The sequence below is a fragment of the Sphingomonas sp. J315 genome (assembly GCF_024666595.1).
Taxonomy (GTDB): domain Bacteria; phylum Pseudomonadota; class Alphaproteobacteria; order Sphingomonadales; family Sphingomonadaceae; genus Sphingomonas.
The window spans coordinates 2,733,234-2,752,063 of the sequence record NZ_CP088296.1 but is presented as its reverse complement, the minus strand read 5'-3'; the positions used below and the strand labels follow the sequence as shown (position 1 = coordinate 2,752,063).

Here is an 18,830-nt window from a genome sequence, read left to right as displayed (position 1 = left end):
AGTAGAGCTAAATCACTGAGAAAAGCTATTTTATACGAAGTTTACCGCGTCGGATAATTCGGTGCTTCGCGCGTGATCGTCACGTCGTGGACATGGCTTTCGCGCAGGCCGGCATTGGTGATGCGGACGAACTTGCCCTTTTCGCGCAGCTCGGGGATGGTCGCGGCGCCGGTATAGCCCATCGCCGCCTTGATGCCGCCGATCAGCTGGTGGATCACGTCCTTGGCCGGCCCCTTGAACGCGACCTGGCCCTCGATCCCCTCTGGGACCAGCTTCAACTGGTCCTTGATATCGCCCTGGAAATAGCGGTCGGCCGAGCCGCGGCCCATTGCGCCGACGCTGCCCATGCCGCGATAGGATTTGTAGGCGCGGCCCTGGTAGAGGAAGGTCTCGCCCGGCGCTTCCTCGGTCCCGGCGAGCAGCGATCCGACCATGCAGGTCGAGGCCCCAGCGGCGAGCGCCTTGGCGAGATCGCCCGAGGTGCGCAGGCCGCCATCGGCAATCACCGGCACGTCCGACTTGGCGGCTTCGTTGGCGGCGTCCATCACCGCGGTGAGCTGGGGCACGCCGACGCCCGCGACGACGCGGGTGGTGCAGATCGATCCGGGGCCGATGCCGACCTTCACCCCGTCCGCGCCCGCGTCGATCAGCGCGCGGGTGGCCGCGGCAGTGGCGACATTGCCGGCGACGACCTGGACACGGTTCGACAGCTTCTTCACCCGCTCGACCGCGCGTGCGACGTCCTTGTTATGGCCGTGCGCGGTGTCGATGACGATCAGGTCTACCTCGGCATCGACCAAAGCCTGGGTGCGTTCGAAGCCCTTGTCGCCGACCGTGGTCGCTGCGGCGACGCACAGGCGGCCTGCGCCGTCCTTGGTCGCGTTAGGATAGTTCACCGCCTTTTCGATGTCCTTGACGGTGATCAGGCCGACGCAGCGGTAGTTTTCGTCCACCACCAGCAGCTTTTCGATGCGGCGGGCGTGGAGCAGACGGCGCGCCTCTTCCTGCCCGACCCCGATCGATACGGTGGCGAGATTGTCGTGCGTCATCAGCTCGCTGACCGGCTGACCCGGATTCTCGGCAAAGCGCACGTCACGGTTGGTGAGGATGCCGACCAGCTTGCCGTTCTCCTCGGTCACCGGAATACCGCTGATCTTGTGCCGCGTCATCAGCGCCTGTGCCTCGGCCAGCGTGCCGCTGGCGCGGATCGTGATCGGGTTTACGACCATGCCGCTTTCGAAGCGCTTGACCGCGCGCACTGCCTCAACCTGCTCATCGACTTCCAGATTGCGGTGCAGGACGCCGAGCCCGCCGAGCTGCGCCATAACGATCGCCATGTCCGCTTCGGTCACCGTGTCCATTGCGGAGGAGAGGATCGGGATGTTGAGCGCGAGCGACTTGGTCACCCGGGTGCGGGTGTCGGCCATGCTCGGCAGCACCTCGCTCTCGCCCGGATAGAGCAGGACGTCGTCGAAGGTGAGGCCGAGAGGGATATCCATGGGATGCGCCAAGTTCCTGAGTCGAGAATTGGCGGCCCATGTAACGACGCTTTGTGACGGGCGCTAGTGGCCAGCCCGCGCCAGCAGCGCCTTCGCCTGATCGACGTGCATCTCCTCGATCATCGCGTCCTTGTAGCGTTCGGCGCCGCCGGTCGCGGCTGCCACCAGCGCGCGGGCTTCTTCGAGTTCCGCTTCGGTCGGGTCGAAAGCAGCACGGGCGATGTCGATCTGGTTGGGGTGGATCAGCGATTTGCCGTCGAAGCCGAGCAACCGGCCCTCGGCGCATTCGGCGGCCAGTCCCTCGGGATCGTCGAGACGGTTGAACACGCCGTCGAATACCCATAACTCGCGAGCCCGCGCCGCCAGCACCACCAGTTGCAGCGAAAGCGCCATCTGGGCGCGGCCCGCGGCGGGCGGCAGTTTGAGCGACGCGGCAAGATCGTTGGTGCCGACGATCAGCCCCGCCAGCTCATAGCCCCAGCCGCTGGCCGAGGCGATCGGGCCGACATTCATCACGCCCGCGGGAGTCTCGATCATCGCGAGCACGGGCTTCCCTGAATAGATGCCCGCAGTGATGATCGTCTCCACCTTTTCGACCTTGGGGATGACGACATGGGTCGCGGCGGATTTCTTCACCGCCTTCAGATCCTTCGACCAATGCTCGCTGTGCTCGCCATTGACGCGGACGCCGAACGGCCGGTCGCCGAAGCCATCGATCGCCTTCACCGCCTCGCGCGCGGCTTCCTTGTCCTGCGCCTTCACCGCATCCTCGAGGTCGAGGATGATCATGTCGGCAGCCAGCCCCTTGGCCTTTTCGATCGCGCGCGGGTTCGACGCGGGCAGGAACAGCGCGGTGCGCGGCGGGGCGTAAATCGCTTTGCTCATGCCATCGCTATGCTAGAGTCAGGGCCGAAATGCGAGGGGACTAGCGATGGAACTGACGATCGGCACCTTCTTCATCCTGATGCTGCTGGTGCTGATGTACCTGTTCGCCAGCATCAAGATCGTCCGCCAGGGCTATCACTACACGATCGAGCATTTCGGCCGCTTCACCACCGTCGCCCAGCCGGGGTTCAACCTCTATCCGGCGTTCTTCTATCGCGTCGGCCGCCGCGTGAACATGATGGAGCAGGTGATCGATATTCCGGGTCAGGAAATCATCACCAAGGACAACGCCATGATCTCGACCGATGGCGTGGTGTTCTTTCAGGTGCTCGACGCCGCCAAGGCCGCCTATGAGGTGTCGGACCTCTATGTCGCGCTGCTTCAGCTGACGACAACGAACCTGCGCACGGTGATGGGGTCGATGGACCTCGACGAGACGCTGTCGAAGCGCGACGAGATCAACGCACGGCTGCTCTCGGTGGTCGATCATGCGACCACGCCCTGGGGGGTCAAGATCACGCGCGTCGAGATCAAGGACATCCGCCCGCCCGCCGACATCGTCAACGCGATGGGCCGCCAGATGAAGGCCGAGCGTGAGAAGCGCGCCAATATCCTTGAGGCCGAAGGCTCGCGCGCCTCTGAGATCCTGCGCGCCGAGGGCCAGAAGCAGGCGCGCATCCTTGAAGCCGAAGGCCGGAAGGAATCCGCCTTCCGCGACGCCGAAGCGCGCGAGCGTGCGGCGGAGGCCGAGGCCAAGGCGACCGAGCTGGTCAGCCAGGCGGTCGAGAGCGGTTCGGCCCAGTCGCTCAACTATTTCATCGCGCAAAAGTATGTCGAAGCGGTCGGCAAGTTCGCGACCAGCCCCAACGCCAAGACGATCCTGTTCCCGGTCGAGGCGACGCAGCTTATCGGAACGCTGGGCGGGATCGGCGAACTTGCCAAGGAGGCTTTGGGCGGGAAGGATACGCCGCCAGCGCCCCCTGCCCCGCCCGCGCGGGTGCGCCAGTCGCCGTTCGGTGGCACGCAGGAATAAGGGGGCAGCAATGAGCGACTGGTTGGCCGAGCAGGCAGGCTTCGTCTGGCTCATCGTCGCGGCGTTGCTCGCGATCTGCGAGTTGATGCTGCCCGGGGTGTATCTCACCTTCCTCGCGCTCGGCGCGGCGGCGACGGGCGTGCTGGCTTTGGTGTTCCCGGAGCTGGGCGCGATCGGCCAGTTCATCAGCTTCGCCGCCTGGTCGACCGTCGCGGTGCTGGTCGGCAAGCGCTGGTACGGCGCGAACCCGGTGCCGAGCGCCGACCCCGACCTCAACAACCGCGCCGCCCGGATGATCGGGCAGAGCGTGACCGTGGTCGACGCGATCGTCGGCGGCACCGGGCGCGTGCGGGTTGGCGACGGCGAATGGCCGGCGGAAGGACCGGACCTGCCAGTCGGCGCGAAGGCGCGGATCGTCGATGTCCGCGGTGGCGTGGTGGTGGTCGAGGCGGTGACGGCGATCGGGGCGACAGAATCCGGCGCGCAGTTCGACGAACGACAGGCGTAACCGCTTTCCCCCGCGTCCTCAGCGGATTATGAGGCGATCATGTATCGTAACTTTGTCACATCGCCGTCGCAGCGACTGTCGCGTGGCGCTGCAGTCTGGGTCGCGCTGTTCTGGGCCTTCAGCTACACTCTGCTGGCCTTGCGCTCGCAATGGATCGACGACGGCACGCCACCCTGGCTGGACGACACACGGTTCGTGGTGGTCGGCGTTGCCACCGCCTTCTTCGCCTGGACGCTCTGGTCGCTGCGCCAGCCGCGCACCGTCGCGCTGCGGCCCGGACTTTTTCTGTTCAACATCGTCGCCGCCGCAGTGGCGATCGCCGTCATCCGCTGCGCGATGGATCATGGCACACCCGACGACGCTACCACGCTCGACCGTCATGTCCGCTGGGTGTTGGTCTGGGCCGGCTATCTCACCTTGTGGATCGGCGCGTTCGTCGAGGTCACCCGCCGCAGCGCGCAGACTGCGGCTCAGGCGGCCCCGCGCGCGCGGAGCATCGAATTTGTCGATACTGCCCCGGCGGCCAAGGACGCCGCGACCGCGCAGGCATGGGAGTGGCTGGGCGAGGCGCTGGCCGACGAGATGCTACGCCAGCCCGACGGATCGCGCGAGGCAATCCTGCGCGCGGTGCGCCGCCGCGCCGGCTATCGCATCGCCGACGATCTCGACGGCAGCGCCGCCGCGCAAAATGCGCGAGTCGAGCTGACCGAGCGGCTGACCCAGCGGCTGATCGCCGAACGCACCCCCTGGCGCGCGGAGTGATATTTTATCGTGACGCCGCCCTTGGGGTGTCGTCGCGATACTGGGCGCGTAGCCGGGCCAGCTCGGCCTTCATCTTCGCGATCTTGCCCGCATAGCGCGGGTCGGCGATCGCGTTGCGCATTTCCTGCGGGTCGGTCTTGAGGTCGTAGAATTCCCACGTGTCAATATCGCCATAGAAGCGCATCAATTTGTAGCGGTCGGTGCGCACGCCATAATGCGGGCGCACCGCGTGGAAGGCCGGGAACTCATAATAATGGTAGTAGAGGCTGGTGCGCCAGTCGCGGACCTTCCGGCCTTCCGCGACAGGACGTAGCGAGCGGCCCTGGATCGCGTCCGGCAGCGGCACCCCGGCATAATCGAGGAAGGTCGGCGCATAGTCGATATTCTGCACCATCCGCGACACCACAGTCCCCGCCGGGATATGGCCGGGATACTGGATCAACAGCGGAGTGCGGAAGGATTCCTCATACATCCAGCGCTTGTCGAACCAGCCATGCTCTCCGAGGAAAAAGCCCTGATCTGAAGTATATACGACGATCGTATTCTTCGACAGTCCGCTGCTTTCGAGATAATCGAGCAGCCGCCCGACGCTGTCGTCCACCGCCGCGACCGTGCCCATGTAATCGCGCATGTAGCGTTGGAATTTCCAGATCGCGAGCTGCTGCGGCGACAGGTCGGCGCGGTTCATTGCGTCGTTGTCCGCCTGATACAGCCGGTCCCACTCGGCGCGCTGCGCCGGGGTCATCCGCTCGAACGCGCCCGGCCAGCGGTTATAGCGGAGTTCGTTCGATCCCGCCGCGACGGTCATCTTGAGGTCGTGGCCCTCATACATGTCGCGATAGATGTTCATCTCCTGCTTTCCGGCAGGGATGCGGCCCGCATAATCGTCGAAATAGCTCGCCGGGACCGGGAAGGTGACGTTGCGGTATTTCTGCACATGGCGCAGCGGCGGCATCCAGTTGCGGTGCGGCGCCTTGTGATGGACCATCAGCGCGAACGGCTTGCCTTTGGTCCGCTTGCTCTTCAGCCAGTCGAGGCCGAGATCGGTAACCAGATCGGTGGCATAACCCTCGGGCCGGGTGCGGCCTTCGGCGGTGATGAAATCGGGGTTATAATATTCGCCCTGATCGTCGAGGATCTTCCAGTAATCGAAATTGATCGCGCCGGGTGTCGGGCCGATATGCCATTTGCCGACCACCGCCGTCTGGTAGCCGCTCTCTTTCAGCGCGCGCGGCCAGGTCCATTGGCTTGTGTCGAAATGCTCGCCATTCTGATTGAAGCCGTTGATATGGCCGAACTTGCCGGTCAGCATCGCGGCGCGGCTGGGACCGCAGAGCGAGTTGGTGACGAAGCTGTTGTCGAACCGCGCGCCGTTGCGGGCGATCCGGTCGATATTGGGCGTGGGCGCGAGCCGCGAGACGGGGTGGCCATAGGCCGACAGCGCCTGAACCGCGTGATCGTCGGTCATGATATAGACGATATTGGGCCGCTGCGGTGCCTTGCGCTGCTGCGCGACCACCGGCGTCGCCACCATCGACATCAGCGCGACCCACAGCGCCTTGTTCCGCATCACTCTCTCCCGTTCCATCGTTGAAGCGGATGTAGATGAAACCGGTTACATCGTCCAGAGCAGCGGCTGTCGCAGCGGGAAGTTGCGGATGATCTCCGGAACCTGTGGGTCAGGATTCAACCGCTTCCACAAGGCAAGATAATCCGGGCGGTCCAGCGCCTGTCCCCCGAACAGCAGCGCGACCTGGCGCACAGGCAGCGCGTCGAAATATTCGACATCGGCTTTGTACGGCCAGCCGGCCTTGTCGGCGATATGGGGCGCCATGAATGCCAGCGCCCCGGCCAGCGACCGCCCGTCCGGCGTGGCGAAGCGCCACAGATCGCCGTTGTCCGAGGCGATATGCGCCAGCGCCGCGAGGACATCGAGGTTGAACAGGCTGTAGCTGTACGGCTTGGTCCGCGCGAGTTCGAGCGGCTGGCGCCCGTTCGGCGCGATCTGGTCGGGGATCAGGCGGGTGCGGAAGCGGTCGCGTACAGTGGCGCGAACCTGCCGATCTCCGACCAGCCGCGCAAACTCTGCCGCCTGCAGCGCCCAGCAGCTGCCGTGATTGTTCTTCTCGTCGCGCTCGTCGGTGCCGTTTTTCGAGGTCGTCAGCCAGCCCAGATAGGCGCGAAACCAATCGTGGATCGCCGCACCGCGCTCAAGACGCAACCCGGCATCGAGCACCGCGATCGCGCGCGCGACCTCTACCAGGTGCAGCGTGTCGATCACCCCGATCCCGCGCCCCGTGTTGATCCCGATAATCGCCTGCGCGTGGTCGAGATGGGGTGCCATCCGGGTCTCGGCATCGACGAACCACGCATCGAGATGCCGCTCGGCATGGCGCGCGTAGCGCGGGTCGCGGGTGAGCCGCCACGCCGCCACCAATGCGGGAACCTGCAAGCTCAGGCGGATCAGCGCCTGACGATGCGCATCGAACCGCGCCGGGTTGGAATAGCCGTCCCGGCGGACATAGGGGCCCTCCGGATCGGCGGGGTTGGGCCACCAATAGTCGCCTTCGGAATAGTAATCGTGGCGCGTTCCGGGACTGCGTTCGGCGCGGAAAGCGGTGATCGTGACTGGCGCGTCGGTGAGATAGCGGTTCGCTGCGCGCAGGATGCGGCGCCGGTCGATCGCCGCAATATCGATCCCGGTCGCGGCGATGCGCGTCGGCCAGACGGCCAGCGCTGTGCCGCCAGCCAGTATCGCGCGTCTGTGCATCGCCCGCTCCTCTCGTGCCGTAAAGCTGTCATACAACTTCATCAGGCGCGTGCAACCGCCCAGCCCGGGGTGGCATGCGTCGCGCGCTTCGCTAAGGTAACGCCAGCAACTAGTCCCTCCCGCGCATCCGGAGCCGCCATGATCGCCAGCCGCCGCCAGTTTCTCGCCTCGACCGCCACGCTCGCCGCCTTCCCCACGCTCCCCGCCTGTGCGCAGGGGGCACCCTCTGCGGATGCAGCGGCGGACAAGCTGTTGAGCGCGACTGCCGAGCAGTTGCTGACCAGTTCGCCCGAGAGCGCGACCTCGCTGGGCATCGACAAGGGCGAGCGCGCGCATCTGCGCTCGATGGTCGAGGATCGCAGCATCGCGGGCCGGCAGAAGGTTGCGGAGGGGCTGCGCGCGCGGATCGCGCAGCTCGACGCGCTCGATCGCGCCGCGCTGTCGCCGGTGATGCAGACCAATGTCGATGTCGTGCGCACCGCGTTCCAGGTCGGACTGGACGGCTTTGCGTTCGGCTATGGTGACGTCGCCGTGGGTGGGTGGCGCAATGCCCCCTATGTCGTGGTGCAGAATGTCGGCGCCTATCTCGACATGCCGCGCTTCCTCGACAGCGAGCACAAGGTCGAGAGCGCGGCGGACGCGGCAAGTTGGCTCGCGCGGTTCGAGGGCTGGGCTGGGCAGATCGACGGCGAGACCGAGCGGCTCAAGATCGCATACGACAAGGGCGTCGTCGCGCCCGACTTCCTGCTCGACAAATGCCTGCGTCAGATCGCGCTGACCCGCGGCACCGATGCGGGAAAGTGGGAACTGGTCGAGAATTTCACCGGCAAGAAGGTCGTGACCGGCGATCAGGCGGTGGCGGCGGCAAAGCTGGCGGCGGGCAAGATCGCCCCCCGCGCTCGACCGCCAGATCGCCGAGCTACAGCGCCACCGCGCCAAGGCCACGAGCGAAGCCGGTGTGTGGAAATTCCCCGACGGCGAGGCCTACTACGCCTGGGCCCTGCGCGCGGCGACCACCACGACGATAACCCCGGACGAGGTGCACAAGGCGGGGCGCGAGGAGCTGAAGGCGCTCCAGTCGGAGATGAACACGATCCTCAAGAAGCTCGGCTACAGCAAGGGCAGCGTCGGCGCGCGCATGACCGCGCTCGGCAAGGATCCCAAGTTCCTCTACCCCGACAATGATGCCGGGCGGCAGGAAATCCTCGCTTACATGACCAGGACGATCGAGGACATGAAGGCGAAGATGCCGCAGGCGTTCCACACTTTGGTGCGCGGTAATGTCGAGGTGAAGCGGCTCCCGCTCGCCGAAGAGCCGGGCGCGCCGGGTGCCTATGGCGGCGCGGGATCGATCGACGGGACGGTGCCGGGGCGGGTGTGGCTCAACCTGCGCACCACGCACCTCCACACCAGATACAGCCTCGCCACCCTCGCCTATCACGAGGGCATTCCGGGCCATGCCTGGCAGGGCGAATATACGTTCAAGCTGCCGCTGGTCCGCTCGCTGCTCGGCTTCAACGCCTATAGCGAGGGCTGGGCGCTCTATGCCGAGCAATTGGGCGCGGAGCTGGGGGCGTATGACAGCGACCCGGTCGGGCGGCTGGGCTATCTCCAGAGCCTCGCCTTCCGCGCCTGTCGTCTCGTCGTCGATACCGGGCTGCACGCCAAGCGCTGGACGCGGGCACAGGCGATCGAATGGTTCGCCACCGCCAACGGATCGTCGGTCGAGGAAGTCAGCGGCGAGGTCGACCGCTATTGCAGCTGGCCGGGTCAGGCGTGCGGCTACAAGCTTGGCCACACCGCGATCAATCGGCTGCGGACGAAGGCACAGCGCGAACTGGGGCCGCGCTACGATTTCCGCGCGTTCAACGACGCACTTGTGCTCGGCGGCGGCGTGCCGATGAGCGTGCTGGAAAGCGTCATCGACCGACATATCGCCAGCCGAAAGGGGTAAGGCCACGCGCTCCAAATAGCATCCCTACCCCGTTTGTGCTGAGCTTGTCGAAGCACTGTTCCTGCGTTCTGTGAGGCCGGGAGCGGCCCTTCGACAAGCTCAGGGCAAACGGGCGTTGGAGTAATCCAGTAGCCCTAGACCAACCCCGCCAGCCGCAGCGCCACCCCCGCGGCGGCGCAGAGTGCGAGCACGGTGAACAGGCCGAGCTTGAACCGGAACACCGCGACCAGCGCGAACAGGGTCAGCACCGCCGCCCAGGGGTCGATGCTCGTCAGCACGGGCGCATCGAACGCCACCGGTCCTGCGCCGACCGCCACGGTCGTGCGGAATACCGCGTGGATCGCGAACCACAGCGCCAGGTTGAGGATAACGCCGACCACCGCCGCCGTGATCGCGCTGAGCGCCCCGGCCAGCGCCGCATTGCCACGCAACCGCTCGATGAACGGCGCGCCGAGGAATATCCACAGGAAGCACGGCGCAAAGGTCACCCAGGTCGCGAGCAGCCCGCCCAGCGTCCCCGCCAGCATCGGCGAGAGCATGCCGGGATCGCGATACGCGCCGAGAAAGCCGACGAACTGGAGCACCATGATCAGCGGTCCCGGCGTCGTTTCCGCCATGCCGAGCCCGTCGATCATCTCGCCGGGTGAAAGCCAGCCATGATGCTCGACCGCCTGCTGCGCGACATAGGCGAGCACGGCATAGGCCCCGCCGAACGTCACCATCGCCATCTTGGCGAAGAAGGTCGCGATCTGGCTCATCACATGATCCGGGCCGCGCCAGACCAGCAAAGCCGCGATCGGCACCAGCCACAGCGCGAGCCACAGCAAGGTGTCGAACAGCACCGCGCGCCAACGCGGCCGCGCATGGTCGGGCAATTCCTCGCCGAGCACCGTGTCGCGGTCGGCAACGCCGCCCGCTGCCCCGCCATGCCCGCCGCCCACGAACGCCTTGCTCCCCGACCGTCCCGCGAGCCAGCCGATCAGGCCCGCGCCCAATACGATCAGCGGGAACGGCGCACCGAGGAAGAAAATCGCGACGAACGCCGCCGCCGCGAGCAGCCGCGCGGCGTTGGGCGCAGCGCGCGGCCGCCGATCCGCACCACCGCCTGCGCGACGATCGCCAGCACCGCAGCCTTGAGCCCGAAGAACAGGCCGCCGATCAGCCCGCTGGTGCCCCACAGCACATAGATCCAGCTCAACGCCATGATCGCGAGCGCGCCGGGCAGGATGAACAGCCCGCCCGCGATCAGCCCGCCGATCCGCTTGTGCAGCAGCCAGCCGATATAGGTCGCGAGCTGCTGCGCCTCCGGCCCGGGCAGCAGCATGCAGAAGTTGAGCGCGTGGAGGAAACGCTGCTCGCCGATCCAGCGCTTTTCGTCGACCAGCACGCGGTGCATCACCGCGATCTGCCCCGCCGGACCGCCGAACGACAGCGCGGCAATGCGCAGCCACACGCGCACCGCTTCGCCGAGCGGGATCGTCGCCGCCGCGCTCATGCCCGGCCTCCGCGCGGCTGGTGCGAGGTCCAGTCGTGCCGCTCGTCCTGCGCATCGCGCGCCCAGCGATAGAGCGCGTCGTAGAGGTCCATTCCTGCTTCCAGCTGGCGGTGATCGTCGCTGTACAGCCGCGACAGGCCGAGCGAGAGCGCGACCAGCCCTGCCGCTTCGGGCGCGAGGTCGAGCCGCGCGGTGTCCGCGCCGCGCACGATCGGGGCGAGCCGGGCGAGCGCGGGGATCGCCCCGAGCCCGAGATCGTCGAGCAATGCGTCGAAGGTGCAAGCCTCGCCCCGATGGCTCCAGCGCACCCCTTCTGCCGCTATGTCGAACGGGGCGGCGCCGGTCGCGGCGGCGACGCCCGCGACCTCGCCTGGCGCGACGAACAGGATGACCGCGTGCGGATCGACGAAGCGGCGGATCAGCCAGGGACAGGCGATGCGGTCGACCTTGGGCCGGCTGCGAGTCACCCAATGGGTGCGGTCATCGGCGTCGCGCTCCAGCGCCGCCTCCTGTAACAGCGGCAGTCCGGCGGCGGTCCAGCCGTTATGGCCGCCCTCCAGCACCTCGGCGGCGATGCCGTCATGGCGCAGCCGTGCGGCGGCGGCATGCGCCTCCGCCCCGCCTGCCGCGTCGATCACCACCACGGCGCGGGCGTCTGGCGCGGGCGCACGGCGGCTCGCGCCGGGAATACGGTTGGGGCTATCGGGCGGGCGCAGGTCATAGAGCGCCGGCGCTGTCGGCGTTCCGATCAGGCGCGCGAGCGTCGCAGGAGCGATGGAATCGGGTGCAGGCATGATGCGTCCTTGGATTGCAAGACTGGACGCGACACTTCGGCTGACGCCTCTTGGGGCGATCGCCGTCCCCATGCCGATTAATGAACCGCGCCGCGCCCTGACTGTCAAGCGCGCGGCGCGAAAGGATTATTTCTTGCCGAACAAGCCGCCAGCCATACCGGCGAGGTCGTTCAGCGGGTTGCCGTCGCCATCGCGGTCGAGCGCGCCGAGGATGCCGCCCGCGCCGTCGGTCTGGAGCATCGTCGCGAACTTGTCGAGCGCCCCTTCGCCGCCGATCTGCTCGATCAGTTCATTCAGCTTCGCCACCGGAAGGCCGGTCGCGGCGGCCGCGCCCTCGGCGGTGTCGCCCTGCATCTGGTGGTGTTTCGCCAGTGCCTGAACGGCTGATTCCACATGTTCGGGCGACAGCCCCACCTTGGCCGCCAGATTGGCGATGCCGTCATTACCGCTGACCTGGCCGAGGATCGAATCGAGGATGCTCATCTGCGTCGCTCCTTGATAGGGAAGTCCCGACGCGATCCTATCATGCGACAGGCAAGGGTGCGAGGTCGGGCGGCACGAATCCGCGCCGCGCGGCGACCGAGAACAGCAGGTCGTGGCTGTAGAAGCGCAGCGGCCAGTCGCGACTGCCCACTTCGCTGGACAGCAATGCGTTGACGTCGGCGCACAGGTCGCCGCTCGCCGACCCGTTCAGGAACCACCGCACGCCGGCGACATAGGCGTGGGTAATCGTGTCGTGATAGCCGTTCTGGTCGTCATTCACGCCGCCGACGCTCTCGTTGAAGCGCGCAATGATGCCCGCGATCTGCGCATCGACGTCCACGTCGGGGCGGCGCGCGAGCAGATAGAGGCACGCGGCGAGATGCGCCTCATGGGTCCAGTCGGCGCGGTCGAGCGCACACGCGATCAGGCCGTCGCCGATACGCACGATCTCGGCCTCGGTCTCGAAAAAGCGGATGGGGTGATCGGTCATGCACCGCGGGTAAGAGCCGGCAGCGCAGCGAGTCAATCACGCGCCCGGGCGCTAGCTCTGCGGGTGCAGCGCATCCAGTCGCGCAACGACCGCGCGAAACCCGTCATCGCCTGCAATGGCAAGGTCGATCGGTCGCCCGCCCAGCCCCGCGTCGTGCGCATTGAGAAACGAGGCAGCGGCGACACTCTCGCGCAACCGTTCCCAGACGAGCGTGGCGACGCGGCCCTGTCGTGCTGCGGCATCGGGGGAAAGGCGCGGCGTGTCGCTGCGGCGGCGGAACTGACGCGTGCGCGGCTTGTCGGTTTCATGCGGCGCGGGGGTCAGCATGACGCGCGCGTCAGCGAACCCTCTTCGCCCATGGCGCTGCGCAGCACGCGGATGCGCTCGGCATAGCCATGCGCCAGGCCACGGTGCGACCGGCTGGCGCACCGGCAGTCGGATGCCTTGGCGCGCATCAGCGACACCTGGTGGCGATAGAGGAGATAGTTGAGGTCCATAGAGCGGCTCCCTTTGTGTAAGCGGGAGCGCGAAGAATCTCTCAGTCGCCGGCGCCTACGAAGCATGTGCCGACGATGATCGGTATGTAGGGGCTCGACCCCAAAAAAGCCAGCACATAGCCCGCCGACGCGACCGGCGGCGGGGTATGTGCGACTGATCAGGCCGGTTCGGTCGCCTTGGGCGCCGCCTGGCGGACGCCCTCATCGACATGCTCGGCGAATTGCGCGAAGTTGGCGACGAACTCGTCGACCAGCTTTGCCGCCGTCGCGTCATACTCGCCCTTGTCCGCCCATGCGGCGCGCGGGTCGAGCATGTTGGGGTCGATATCGCCGACCGCGACCGGGACCATGAAGCCGAAATTGGGGTCCTGACGGAACTCCGCATCCTTCAGGCTGCCGTCGAGCGCAGCGTTGAGCAGCGCGCGGGTGACGCGGATCGGCATCCGCTTGATCCCCGGCATCGTCGCCTTGCCGCCGCTCCAGCCGGTGTTGACCAGCCAGCAATCGACCCCGCCCTTGGCGATCCGCTCCTTGAGCAGATTGCCATAGACCGACGGATGGCGCGGCATGAACGGCGCGCCGAAACAGGTCGAGAAGGTCGCGGTCGGCTCGGTCACGCCGATCTCGGTCCCCGCGACGCGCGCAGTATAGCCCGAGAGGAAGTGATACATCGCCTGTTCGGGCGTCAGCTTCGCGATCGGCGGCAACACGCCATAGGCATCGGCGGTGAGGAAGATGATGTTCTTCGGCACCGGGCCCAGATTCTTCTCGCTTGTGTTCGGGATGAAATCGAGCGGGTAGGAACCGCGGCTGTTCTCCGCGAGACTGTTGTCGTTGAAGTCGAGCTCGCGCGTTTCGGGGTCCATCACGACATTTTCGAGCACCGTGCCGAAACGCTTGGTGGTCGCGAAAATCTCCGGCTCGGCCTCGGGCGACAGGTTGATCATCTTGGCGTAGCAGCCGCCCTCGAAATTGAAGACCGCGGTGTCCGACCAGCCATGCTCGTCATCGCCGATCAGCGTGCGGCTGGCATCGGCCGACAGCGTCGTCTTGCCGGTGCCCGACAGGCCGAAGAACACCGCCGTGTCGCCGTTCGGGCCGATATTGGCCGAACAATGCATCGGCATGATGCCCTGCGGCGGGAGGAGATAGTTGAGCAGTCCGAACACGCTCTTCTTCATCTCGCCGGCATAGGCGGTGCCGCCGATCAGGATCAGCTTTTCGGTCAGGTTGACCGCGATCACCGTCTCGCTGCGGCAGCCATGTTTCGCCGGGTCGGCGCGGAAGCTGGGCAGATCGATGATCGTATATTCGGCGGCGAAGTCCTTGAGCTCATGCGCCTCCGGGCGGACCAGCAACGTGCGGATGAACTGGCTGTGCCAGGCATATTCGTTGACCACGCGCACGGTGACGCGATGCTCGGGCTGCGACCCGCCATAGAGGTCCTGGACGAACAAAGTGTCCTTGGTGCCAAGGTGCGCGAGGAAATCGGCCTTGAGCGCCGCGAAATGCTCCGGCGTCATCCCGACATTGGTGCTGCCCCACCACACGGTGTTCTCGGTCTCCGCATCGCGGACGATGAACTTGTCCTTGGCGCTGCGGCCGGTGTGCTTGCCGGTTTCAACGACCAGCGGCCCGTCCTTCGCCAGACGGCCCTCACCGCGGCGGACGGCATGCTCGACCAGTTGGGCAGGCAACAAGTTCCAGTGAATGGTGGTACCAGCCGCGACGCCCAGCGCGTCGAGGCCGATCTTCGGGGTACGATCGGTCACGTCTCTCTCCTCCGCCGCGCCTCTCCGCACGGCATTGCATTCGTATGCGTGGAGTCGCGCATAGGCAGCGGCGGAAACGGGGGTCAACGCCAGTAACCGGTGTCAAAAGCCTGGTAACCCTCTATTTTTGGGTGACAACGCTGACCTGTTGCATTCCCCCGTCTCGGCGCTGCGGAGCCCGAGTGTCCGCCGTGTTGAGCCTCGCCCCACATTCCGCTACCCCCTCCGTCATGACCGCAACGATTGCGCTGGTCGATGACGACCGCAACATCCTGACGTCCGTGTCGATCGCGTTGCAGGCCGAGGGGTTCGTGACGCGCGTCTATTCGGATGGGGAGGCGGCGTTGAAGGCGCTGGTCGACAATCCACCCGAGCTGGCGGTGCTCGACATCAAGATGCCGCGCATGGACGGGCTGGAGCTGCTGCGGCGGCTGCGCGAGAAGAGCCAGATCCCGGTAATCTTCCTGACCAGCAAGGATGACGAGCTGGACGAGGCGCTGGGCCTCGCGATGGGTGCGGACGATTATATCGCGAAGCCGTTCAGCCAGCGGCTGCTGATCGCCCGCATCCGCGCGATCCTGCGCCGCACCGAGCTGGTTGCAGCGACGGCACAAGGCGAAGAGGAAGTGGCAGCCGAGGCGCAGCCGGTGATCGAGCGCGGCCCGCTGACGATGGACCCGGCGCGCCACAAGGTGACGTGGAAGGGCGACAATGTCACGCTGACCGTCACCGAGTTCATGATCCTCGAAACGCTCGCCCAGCGGCCCGGCATCGTCAAGACGCGCAACCAGCTGATGGACGCGGCGTATCAGGACGATATCTATGTCGATGACCGCACCATCGACAGCCATATCAAGCGCGTGCGCCGCAAGTTCCGGCAGGTCGATCCCGATTTCGACGCCATCGAGACGCTCTATGGCGCCGGATACCGATTCTCCGACGAATAGGCCGCCTCCTCCGCAGGAGGAGCGCGACCTGTCGCTGCGCTGGTCCGGCCGGGTCAGCCTGACGCCGCGCATCCTGGCGGTGAACATCTTTGCGCTGGTGATGCTGGCGGGCGGGTTCTTCTACCTCGACAGTTACCGCGCACGAATCGTCGACAGCCGGGTCGAGCAGGCGAGCCGTGAGGCGCGGCTGATCGCACAGGCCGTGGCAATGACCCCGCCCGCCGACCGCACCGCATTGGTCGAGCGGATCGCGAGCGAGGCGGATATCCGCATCCGCCTGTACGACCGCGCCGGGCGACTGACTCTCGACACCCGCGCGCTGGGACTCAATAATTTCGTGCTGCGCGATCCCGACAAGGATCCGTGGAACCAGAGCGCGGCGCGTTTCCTCGACGCGGTGATCGACACCGTGGCGGGGGCGGATCGCGACCAGCAGTTTCGCGAGCGCGCACCGACCAAGGGGCTCGACTGGCCCGACATCGCCGCCGCGCTCCGCACCGGAGAGGCGAGCGCGACCGTGTGGCGCGCGCCCGACCGAACGCCGGTGATCACCGCCGCCGCGCCCTTTGGGCCGGAGGGGGCGGTGTTCACCAGCTCCAACGCGCGCGACATCACCCAGACTGTCCGGGTCGAACGGTTCCGGTTGGGCGTGGTGCTGGCGTTCACTGCGGGCCTGTCGATCTTCCTGTCGCTGTTCCTGGCGCGCACAATCGTCCGCCCGCTGCGCCGCCTTGCGCGTGCGGCGGTACGCGTGCGTCTCGGGCGTGCGCGCGAAGTGGTGGTGCCGCGCCTGCCCGAGCGTCGCGACGAGATCGGCCATCTCGCCCGATCGCTGTCGGACATGAGCCTCGCGCTGCGTGCACGGATCGACGCGACCGAGGCGTTCGCCGCCGATCTGGCGCATGAGATCAAGAACCCCCTCGCCTCGCTGCGCTCCGCGGTCGACAGCCTGATGGCGGTGCGTGACCCGGCGTTGCAGGAGCAATTGCTGGCGGTGGTGCGCGACGATGTGCTGCGTCTGGACCGGCTGATCAGCGACATTTCGGAGGCGTCGCGGCTCGATGCCCAGCTATCGCGCGCCAAGTTCGACCCGGTCGATCTGAGCGCGATGCTGGCTGCAATGGTCGAGCAGCGCACGACACGCGGAATCGAGCGCGAGATCCGGCTGCGCTTCGACGCGCCAGTCGGGCCAATGCCGCTGGTGATGGGCGAAGGCGCGCGGCTGGAGCGGGTGTTCGCGAACCTGATCGACAATGCCGTGTCCTTTTCCCCGACGGCGGCACGGTCGCGCTGTCGCTGAGCGCGGCGGACGACATGCTGGAGGCACGGATCGAGGACGAGGGACCGGGCGTTCCGGAGGAGGCGCGCGAGGCGATCTTCCGCCGTTTCCATACCGACCGGCCCGAAGGGGAGGAATTCGGCAAGCATTCCGGGCTAGGGCTTGCGATCGCGCGAACCATCGTCGAAGGCCATCAGGGCAGTATCGGCGTCGAGACGCGCGAGGACCGGATGCGGGGCGCGCGGTTCGTCGTCCGCCTGCCATTCGTGCAACCGGGATGAAGGTTCGGAGGCTATAAGAGAAACGTGGCGATCCTGTCTTCCGAAACGCTGCATGCGTCCTGCGTCGCGATCGACGGTCGCGCGGTGCTGATCGAGGGCCGATCGGGCGAGGGCAAGTCCGATCTGGCGCTGCGCCTGATCGACCGCGGCGCGCTGCTGGTGTCCGACGATTACACGATCTGCACACGGCGTGACGGGGTGCTCCACGCCGCGCCCCCGGCGACGATCGCGGGCAAGATCGAAGTGCGCGGGATCGGCGTCGTGTCGCTGCCGCATATCGACACCGCGCCGATCGGGTTGCTGGTCACGATCTTCGACGATCCGCCGCGCATGCCGCTTGTCCCGCATGTTCGCCGCATCGCGGGAGTCGATGTACCGGTAGTCGCGCTTCCCGCGCTCGAGCCCTCGGCTCCGATCAAGGTCGAACTGGCGTTGCGCCATCTGGCGGAGCAGATGCAATGACCAGGAAGCGCGCCAAGCAGATATTGCTTGTCACGGGTATGTCGGGGGCGGGCAAGTCGACCGTGCTGCGAACGCTGGAGGATCTTGGCTGGGAGGTGGTCGACAACCTGCCCCTGCTGTTGCTCAACCGCCTGCTCGATACCGACCCGCCCGAGGGCGTCGATGGCGACGACCGACCGCTCGCGATCGGAATCGGTACCCGCACCCGCGCCTTTGACGCCGACAGCATCGTGCGCCGCATCAAGAAGCTGCGCGACGAGCGCGGCTACGACATGGGAACGCTGTTCCTCGACTGTTCGGGCGCGGAGCTGGAGCGCCGCTATTCGGAAACGCGCCGTCGCCACCCCCTCGCGCTCGACCGGCCAGCGAGCGACGGCATCACCCGCGAGCGCGAGCTGCTGCAACCGCTGCGCCGCTGGGCCAACCGGGTAATCGACACGACCAGCCTGTCATCGAACGAATTGGCGCAACAGATCCGAACCAGCTTTTCCGGCCCCGGCTTGGGCGAAACAGTGGTTTCGGTGATGTCGTTCGGCTTTGCCCGCGGCGTTCCCGCGGGGGCGGACCTGGTGTTCGACATGCGTTTCCTGCGCAATCCGCACTGGGTCGATTCTGCTGCGTCCGGGCACCGGCAAGGACGCCGATGTCGCCGCCTATGTCGCGGGCGACCCGGCCTATGCGGAGGGCGTAGCGCGGATCGAGGAGCTTCTGCTGCTCCTCCTCCCCCGCTATCAGGCCGAGGGAAAATCCTATGTTACCATTGCCTTCGGCTGTACCGGCGGGAGACACCGGTCGGTCCATATCGCCGAACGGGTCGCTGGCCGGTTGCGCGAGGCGGGATTTTCGCCCACGGTGGCGCATCGTGACTTGCAAACCGCGCCGCAGGACTCGCTAGAAGGCCCGCCGGCTGCAAGATGAA

At 66.6% G+C, this 18,830-nt stretch carries 16 protein-coding genes and 4 pseudogenes; 9 read left to right on the top strand and 11 right to left on the bottom strand.

The annotated features are described in order from the left end of the window. Positions 1-41: 41 nt before the first annotated feature. Both guaB and LRS08_RS14020 read right to left on the bottom strand, forming a co-directional pair. A complete protein-coding gene (gene guaB, locus LRS08_RS14025) occupies positions 42-1,499 on the bottom strand; it encodes an IMP dehydrogenase (RefSeq protein ID WP_257843109.1) in 1,458 nt (485 codons plus the stop codon). 63 nt (positions 1,500-1,562) lie between these two features. Further along, positions 1,563-2,384: a CoA ester lyase gene (locus LRS08_RS14020; RefSeq protein ID WP_257843110.1), complete on the bottom strand. Its 822-nt coding sequence runs from the start codon at positions 2,382-2,384 to the stop codon at positions 1,563-1,565. Positions 2,385-2,430: 46 nt separating this feature from the next. Between LRS08_RS14020 and LRS08_RS14015 the strand changes: the two genes are divergently transcribed. From LRS08_RS14015 to LRS08_RS14005, 3 genes are read left to right on the top strand one after another with little or no spacing between them, the layout of a single operon-like run. Next, positions 2,431-3,417 (top strand): SPFH domain-containing protein, encoded by a 987-nt coding sequence (locus LRS08_RS14015; protein WP_257843111.1) that lies wholly within the window; start codon positions 2,431-2,433, stop codon positions 3,415-3,417. A 10-nt stretch (positions 3,418-3,427) separates the two neighbouring features. Next, complete coding sequence (locus LRS08_RS14010; RefSeq protein WP_257843112.1) at positions 3,428-3,925, top strand: NfeD family protein; 498 nt, start codon at positions 3,428-3,430, stop codon at positions 3,923-3,925. Positions 3,926-3,964: 39 nt separating this feature from the next. Next, the gene (locus tag LRS08_RS14005) at positions 3,965-4,687 is read left to right on the top strand and encodes a hypothetical protein (protein WP_260480856.1); all 723 of its coding nucleotides are present in this window, start codon (positions 3,965-3,967) and stop codon (positions 4,685-4,687) included. 4 nt (positions 4,688-4,691) lie between these two features. On the opposite strand, the gene LRS08_RS14000 is transcribed toward LRS08_RS14005, so the two are convergent. Together LRS08_RS14000 and LRS08_RS13995 are read right to left on the bottom strand one after the other, a co-directional pair. Beyond that, on the bottom strand, positions 4,692-6,257 hold the full coding sequence (locus LRS08_RS14000) for a sulfatase (protein ID WP_257843114.1): 1,566 nt from the start codon (positions 6,255-6,257) through the stop codon (positions 4,692-4,694). A gap of 45 nt (positions 6,258-6,302) precedes the next feature. Further along, a complete protein-coding gene (locus LRS08_RS13995; protein WP_260480855.1) occupies positions 6,303-7,499 on the bottom strand; it encodes an alginate lyase family protein in 1,197 nt (398 codons plus the stop codon). A 96-nt stretch (positions 7,500-7,595) separates the two neighbouring features. On the opposite strand from LRS08_RS13995, the pseudogene LRS08_RS20115 reads away from it, so the two are divergent. Continuing rightward, positions 7,596-8,267, top strand: a pseudogene (locus LRS08_RS20115) (DUF885 family protein); the annotation flags it as partial. Positions 8,268-8,304: 37 nt separating this feature from the next. Beyond that, complete coding sequence (locus LRS08_RS20110; protein WP_312026687.1) at positions 8,305-9,411, top strand: DUF885 domain-containing protein; 1,107 nt, start codon at positions 8,305-8,307, stop codon at positions 9,409-9,411. Between the two features lie 134 nt (positions 9,412-9,545). On the opposite strand, the pseudogene chrA reads toward LRS08_RS20110, so the two are convergent. From chrA to LRS08_RS13955, 7 genes and pseudogenes are all read right to left on the bottom strand, one after another. Further along, positions 9,546-10,906: pseudogene (gene chrA, locus LRS08_RS13985) on the bottom strand (chromate efflux transporter). After that, a complete protein-coding gene (locus LRS08_RS13980) occupies positions 10,903-11,700 on the bottom strand; it encodes a chromate resistance protein ChrB domain-containing protein (protein ID WP_257843119.1) in 798 nt (265 codons plus the stop codon). Before LRS08_RS13980 ends, chrA begins: the two are co-directional and overlap by 4 nt. Before the next feature lie 126 nt (positions 11,701-11,826). Continuing rightward, positions 11,827-12,183 carry a hypothetical protein gene (locus LRS08_RS13975; RefSeq protein ID WP_257843120.1) on the bottom strand — a complete coding sequence of 119 codons (357 nt, stop codon included), beginning with the start codon at positions 12,181-12,183 and terminating at the stop codon, positions 11,827-11,829. 40 nt (positions 12,184-12,223) lie between these two features. Next, on the bottom strand, positions 12,224-12,673 hold the full coding sequence (locus tag LRS08_RS13970) for a hypothetical protein (protein WP_257843121.1): 450 nt from the start codon (positions 12,671-12,673) through the stop codon (positions 12,224-12,226). Positions 12,674-12,724: 51 nt separating this feature from the next. Further along, on the bottom strand, positions 12,725-13,000 hold the full coding sequence (locus LRS08_RS13965; RefSeq protein ID WP_257843122.1) for a DUF2384 domain-containing protein: 276 nt from the start codon (positions 12,998-13,000) through the stop codon (positions 12,725-12,727). Then, positions 12,994-13,170 (bottom strand): hypothetical protein, encoded by a 177-nt coding sequence (locus tag LRS08_RS13960; RefSeq protein ID WP_257843123.1) that lies wholly within the window; start codon positions 13,168-13,170, stop codon positions 12,994-12,996. The genes LRS08_RS13965 and LRS08_RS13960 overlap by 7 nt, the downstream gene beginning before the upstream one ends. 158 nt (positions 13,171-13,328) lie before the next feature. Further along, the gene (locus LRS08_RS13955; RefSeq protein WP_260480854.1) at positions 13,329-14,942 is read right to left on the bottom strand and encodes a phosphoenolpyruvate carboxykinase; all 1,614 of its coding nucleotides are present in this window, start codon (positions 14,940-14,942) and stop codon (positions 13,329-13,331) included. A gap of 230 nt (positions 14,943-15,172) precedes the next feature. On the opposite strand from LRS08_RS13955, the gene LRS08_RS13950 reads away from it, so the two are divergent. From LRS08_RS13950 to rapZ, 4 genes and pseudogenes are all read left to right on the top strand, one after another. Continuing rightward, entirely contained in the window at positions 15,173-15,889 is a 717-nt protein-coding gene (locus LRS08_RS13950) for a response regulator transcription factor (RefSeq protein WP_257843124.1), read from the top strand. After that, positions 15,858-17,449: pseudogene (locus LRS08_RS13945) on the top strand (stimulus-sensing domain-containing protein). Before LRS08_RS13950 ends, LRS08_RS13945 begins: the two are co-directional and overlap by 32 nt. Before the next feature lie 24 nt (positions 17,450-17,473). Continuing rightward, positions 17,474-17,911, top strand: coding sequence for an HPr kinase/phosphorylase (locus LRS08_RS13940; RefSeq protein ID WP_374580146.1), 438 nt, complete (start codon positions 17,474-17,476; stop codon positions 17,909-17,911). Beyond that, positions 17,908-18,829: pseudogene (rapZ, locus tag LRS08_RS13935) on the top strand (RNase adapter RapZ). The gene LRS08_RS13940 and the pseudogene rapZ overlap by 4 nt, the downstream one beginning before the upstream one ends. The last annotated feature ends 1 nt before the right edge of the window (position 18,830 follow it).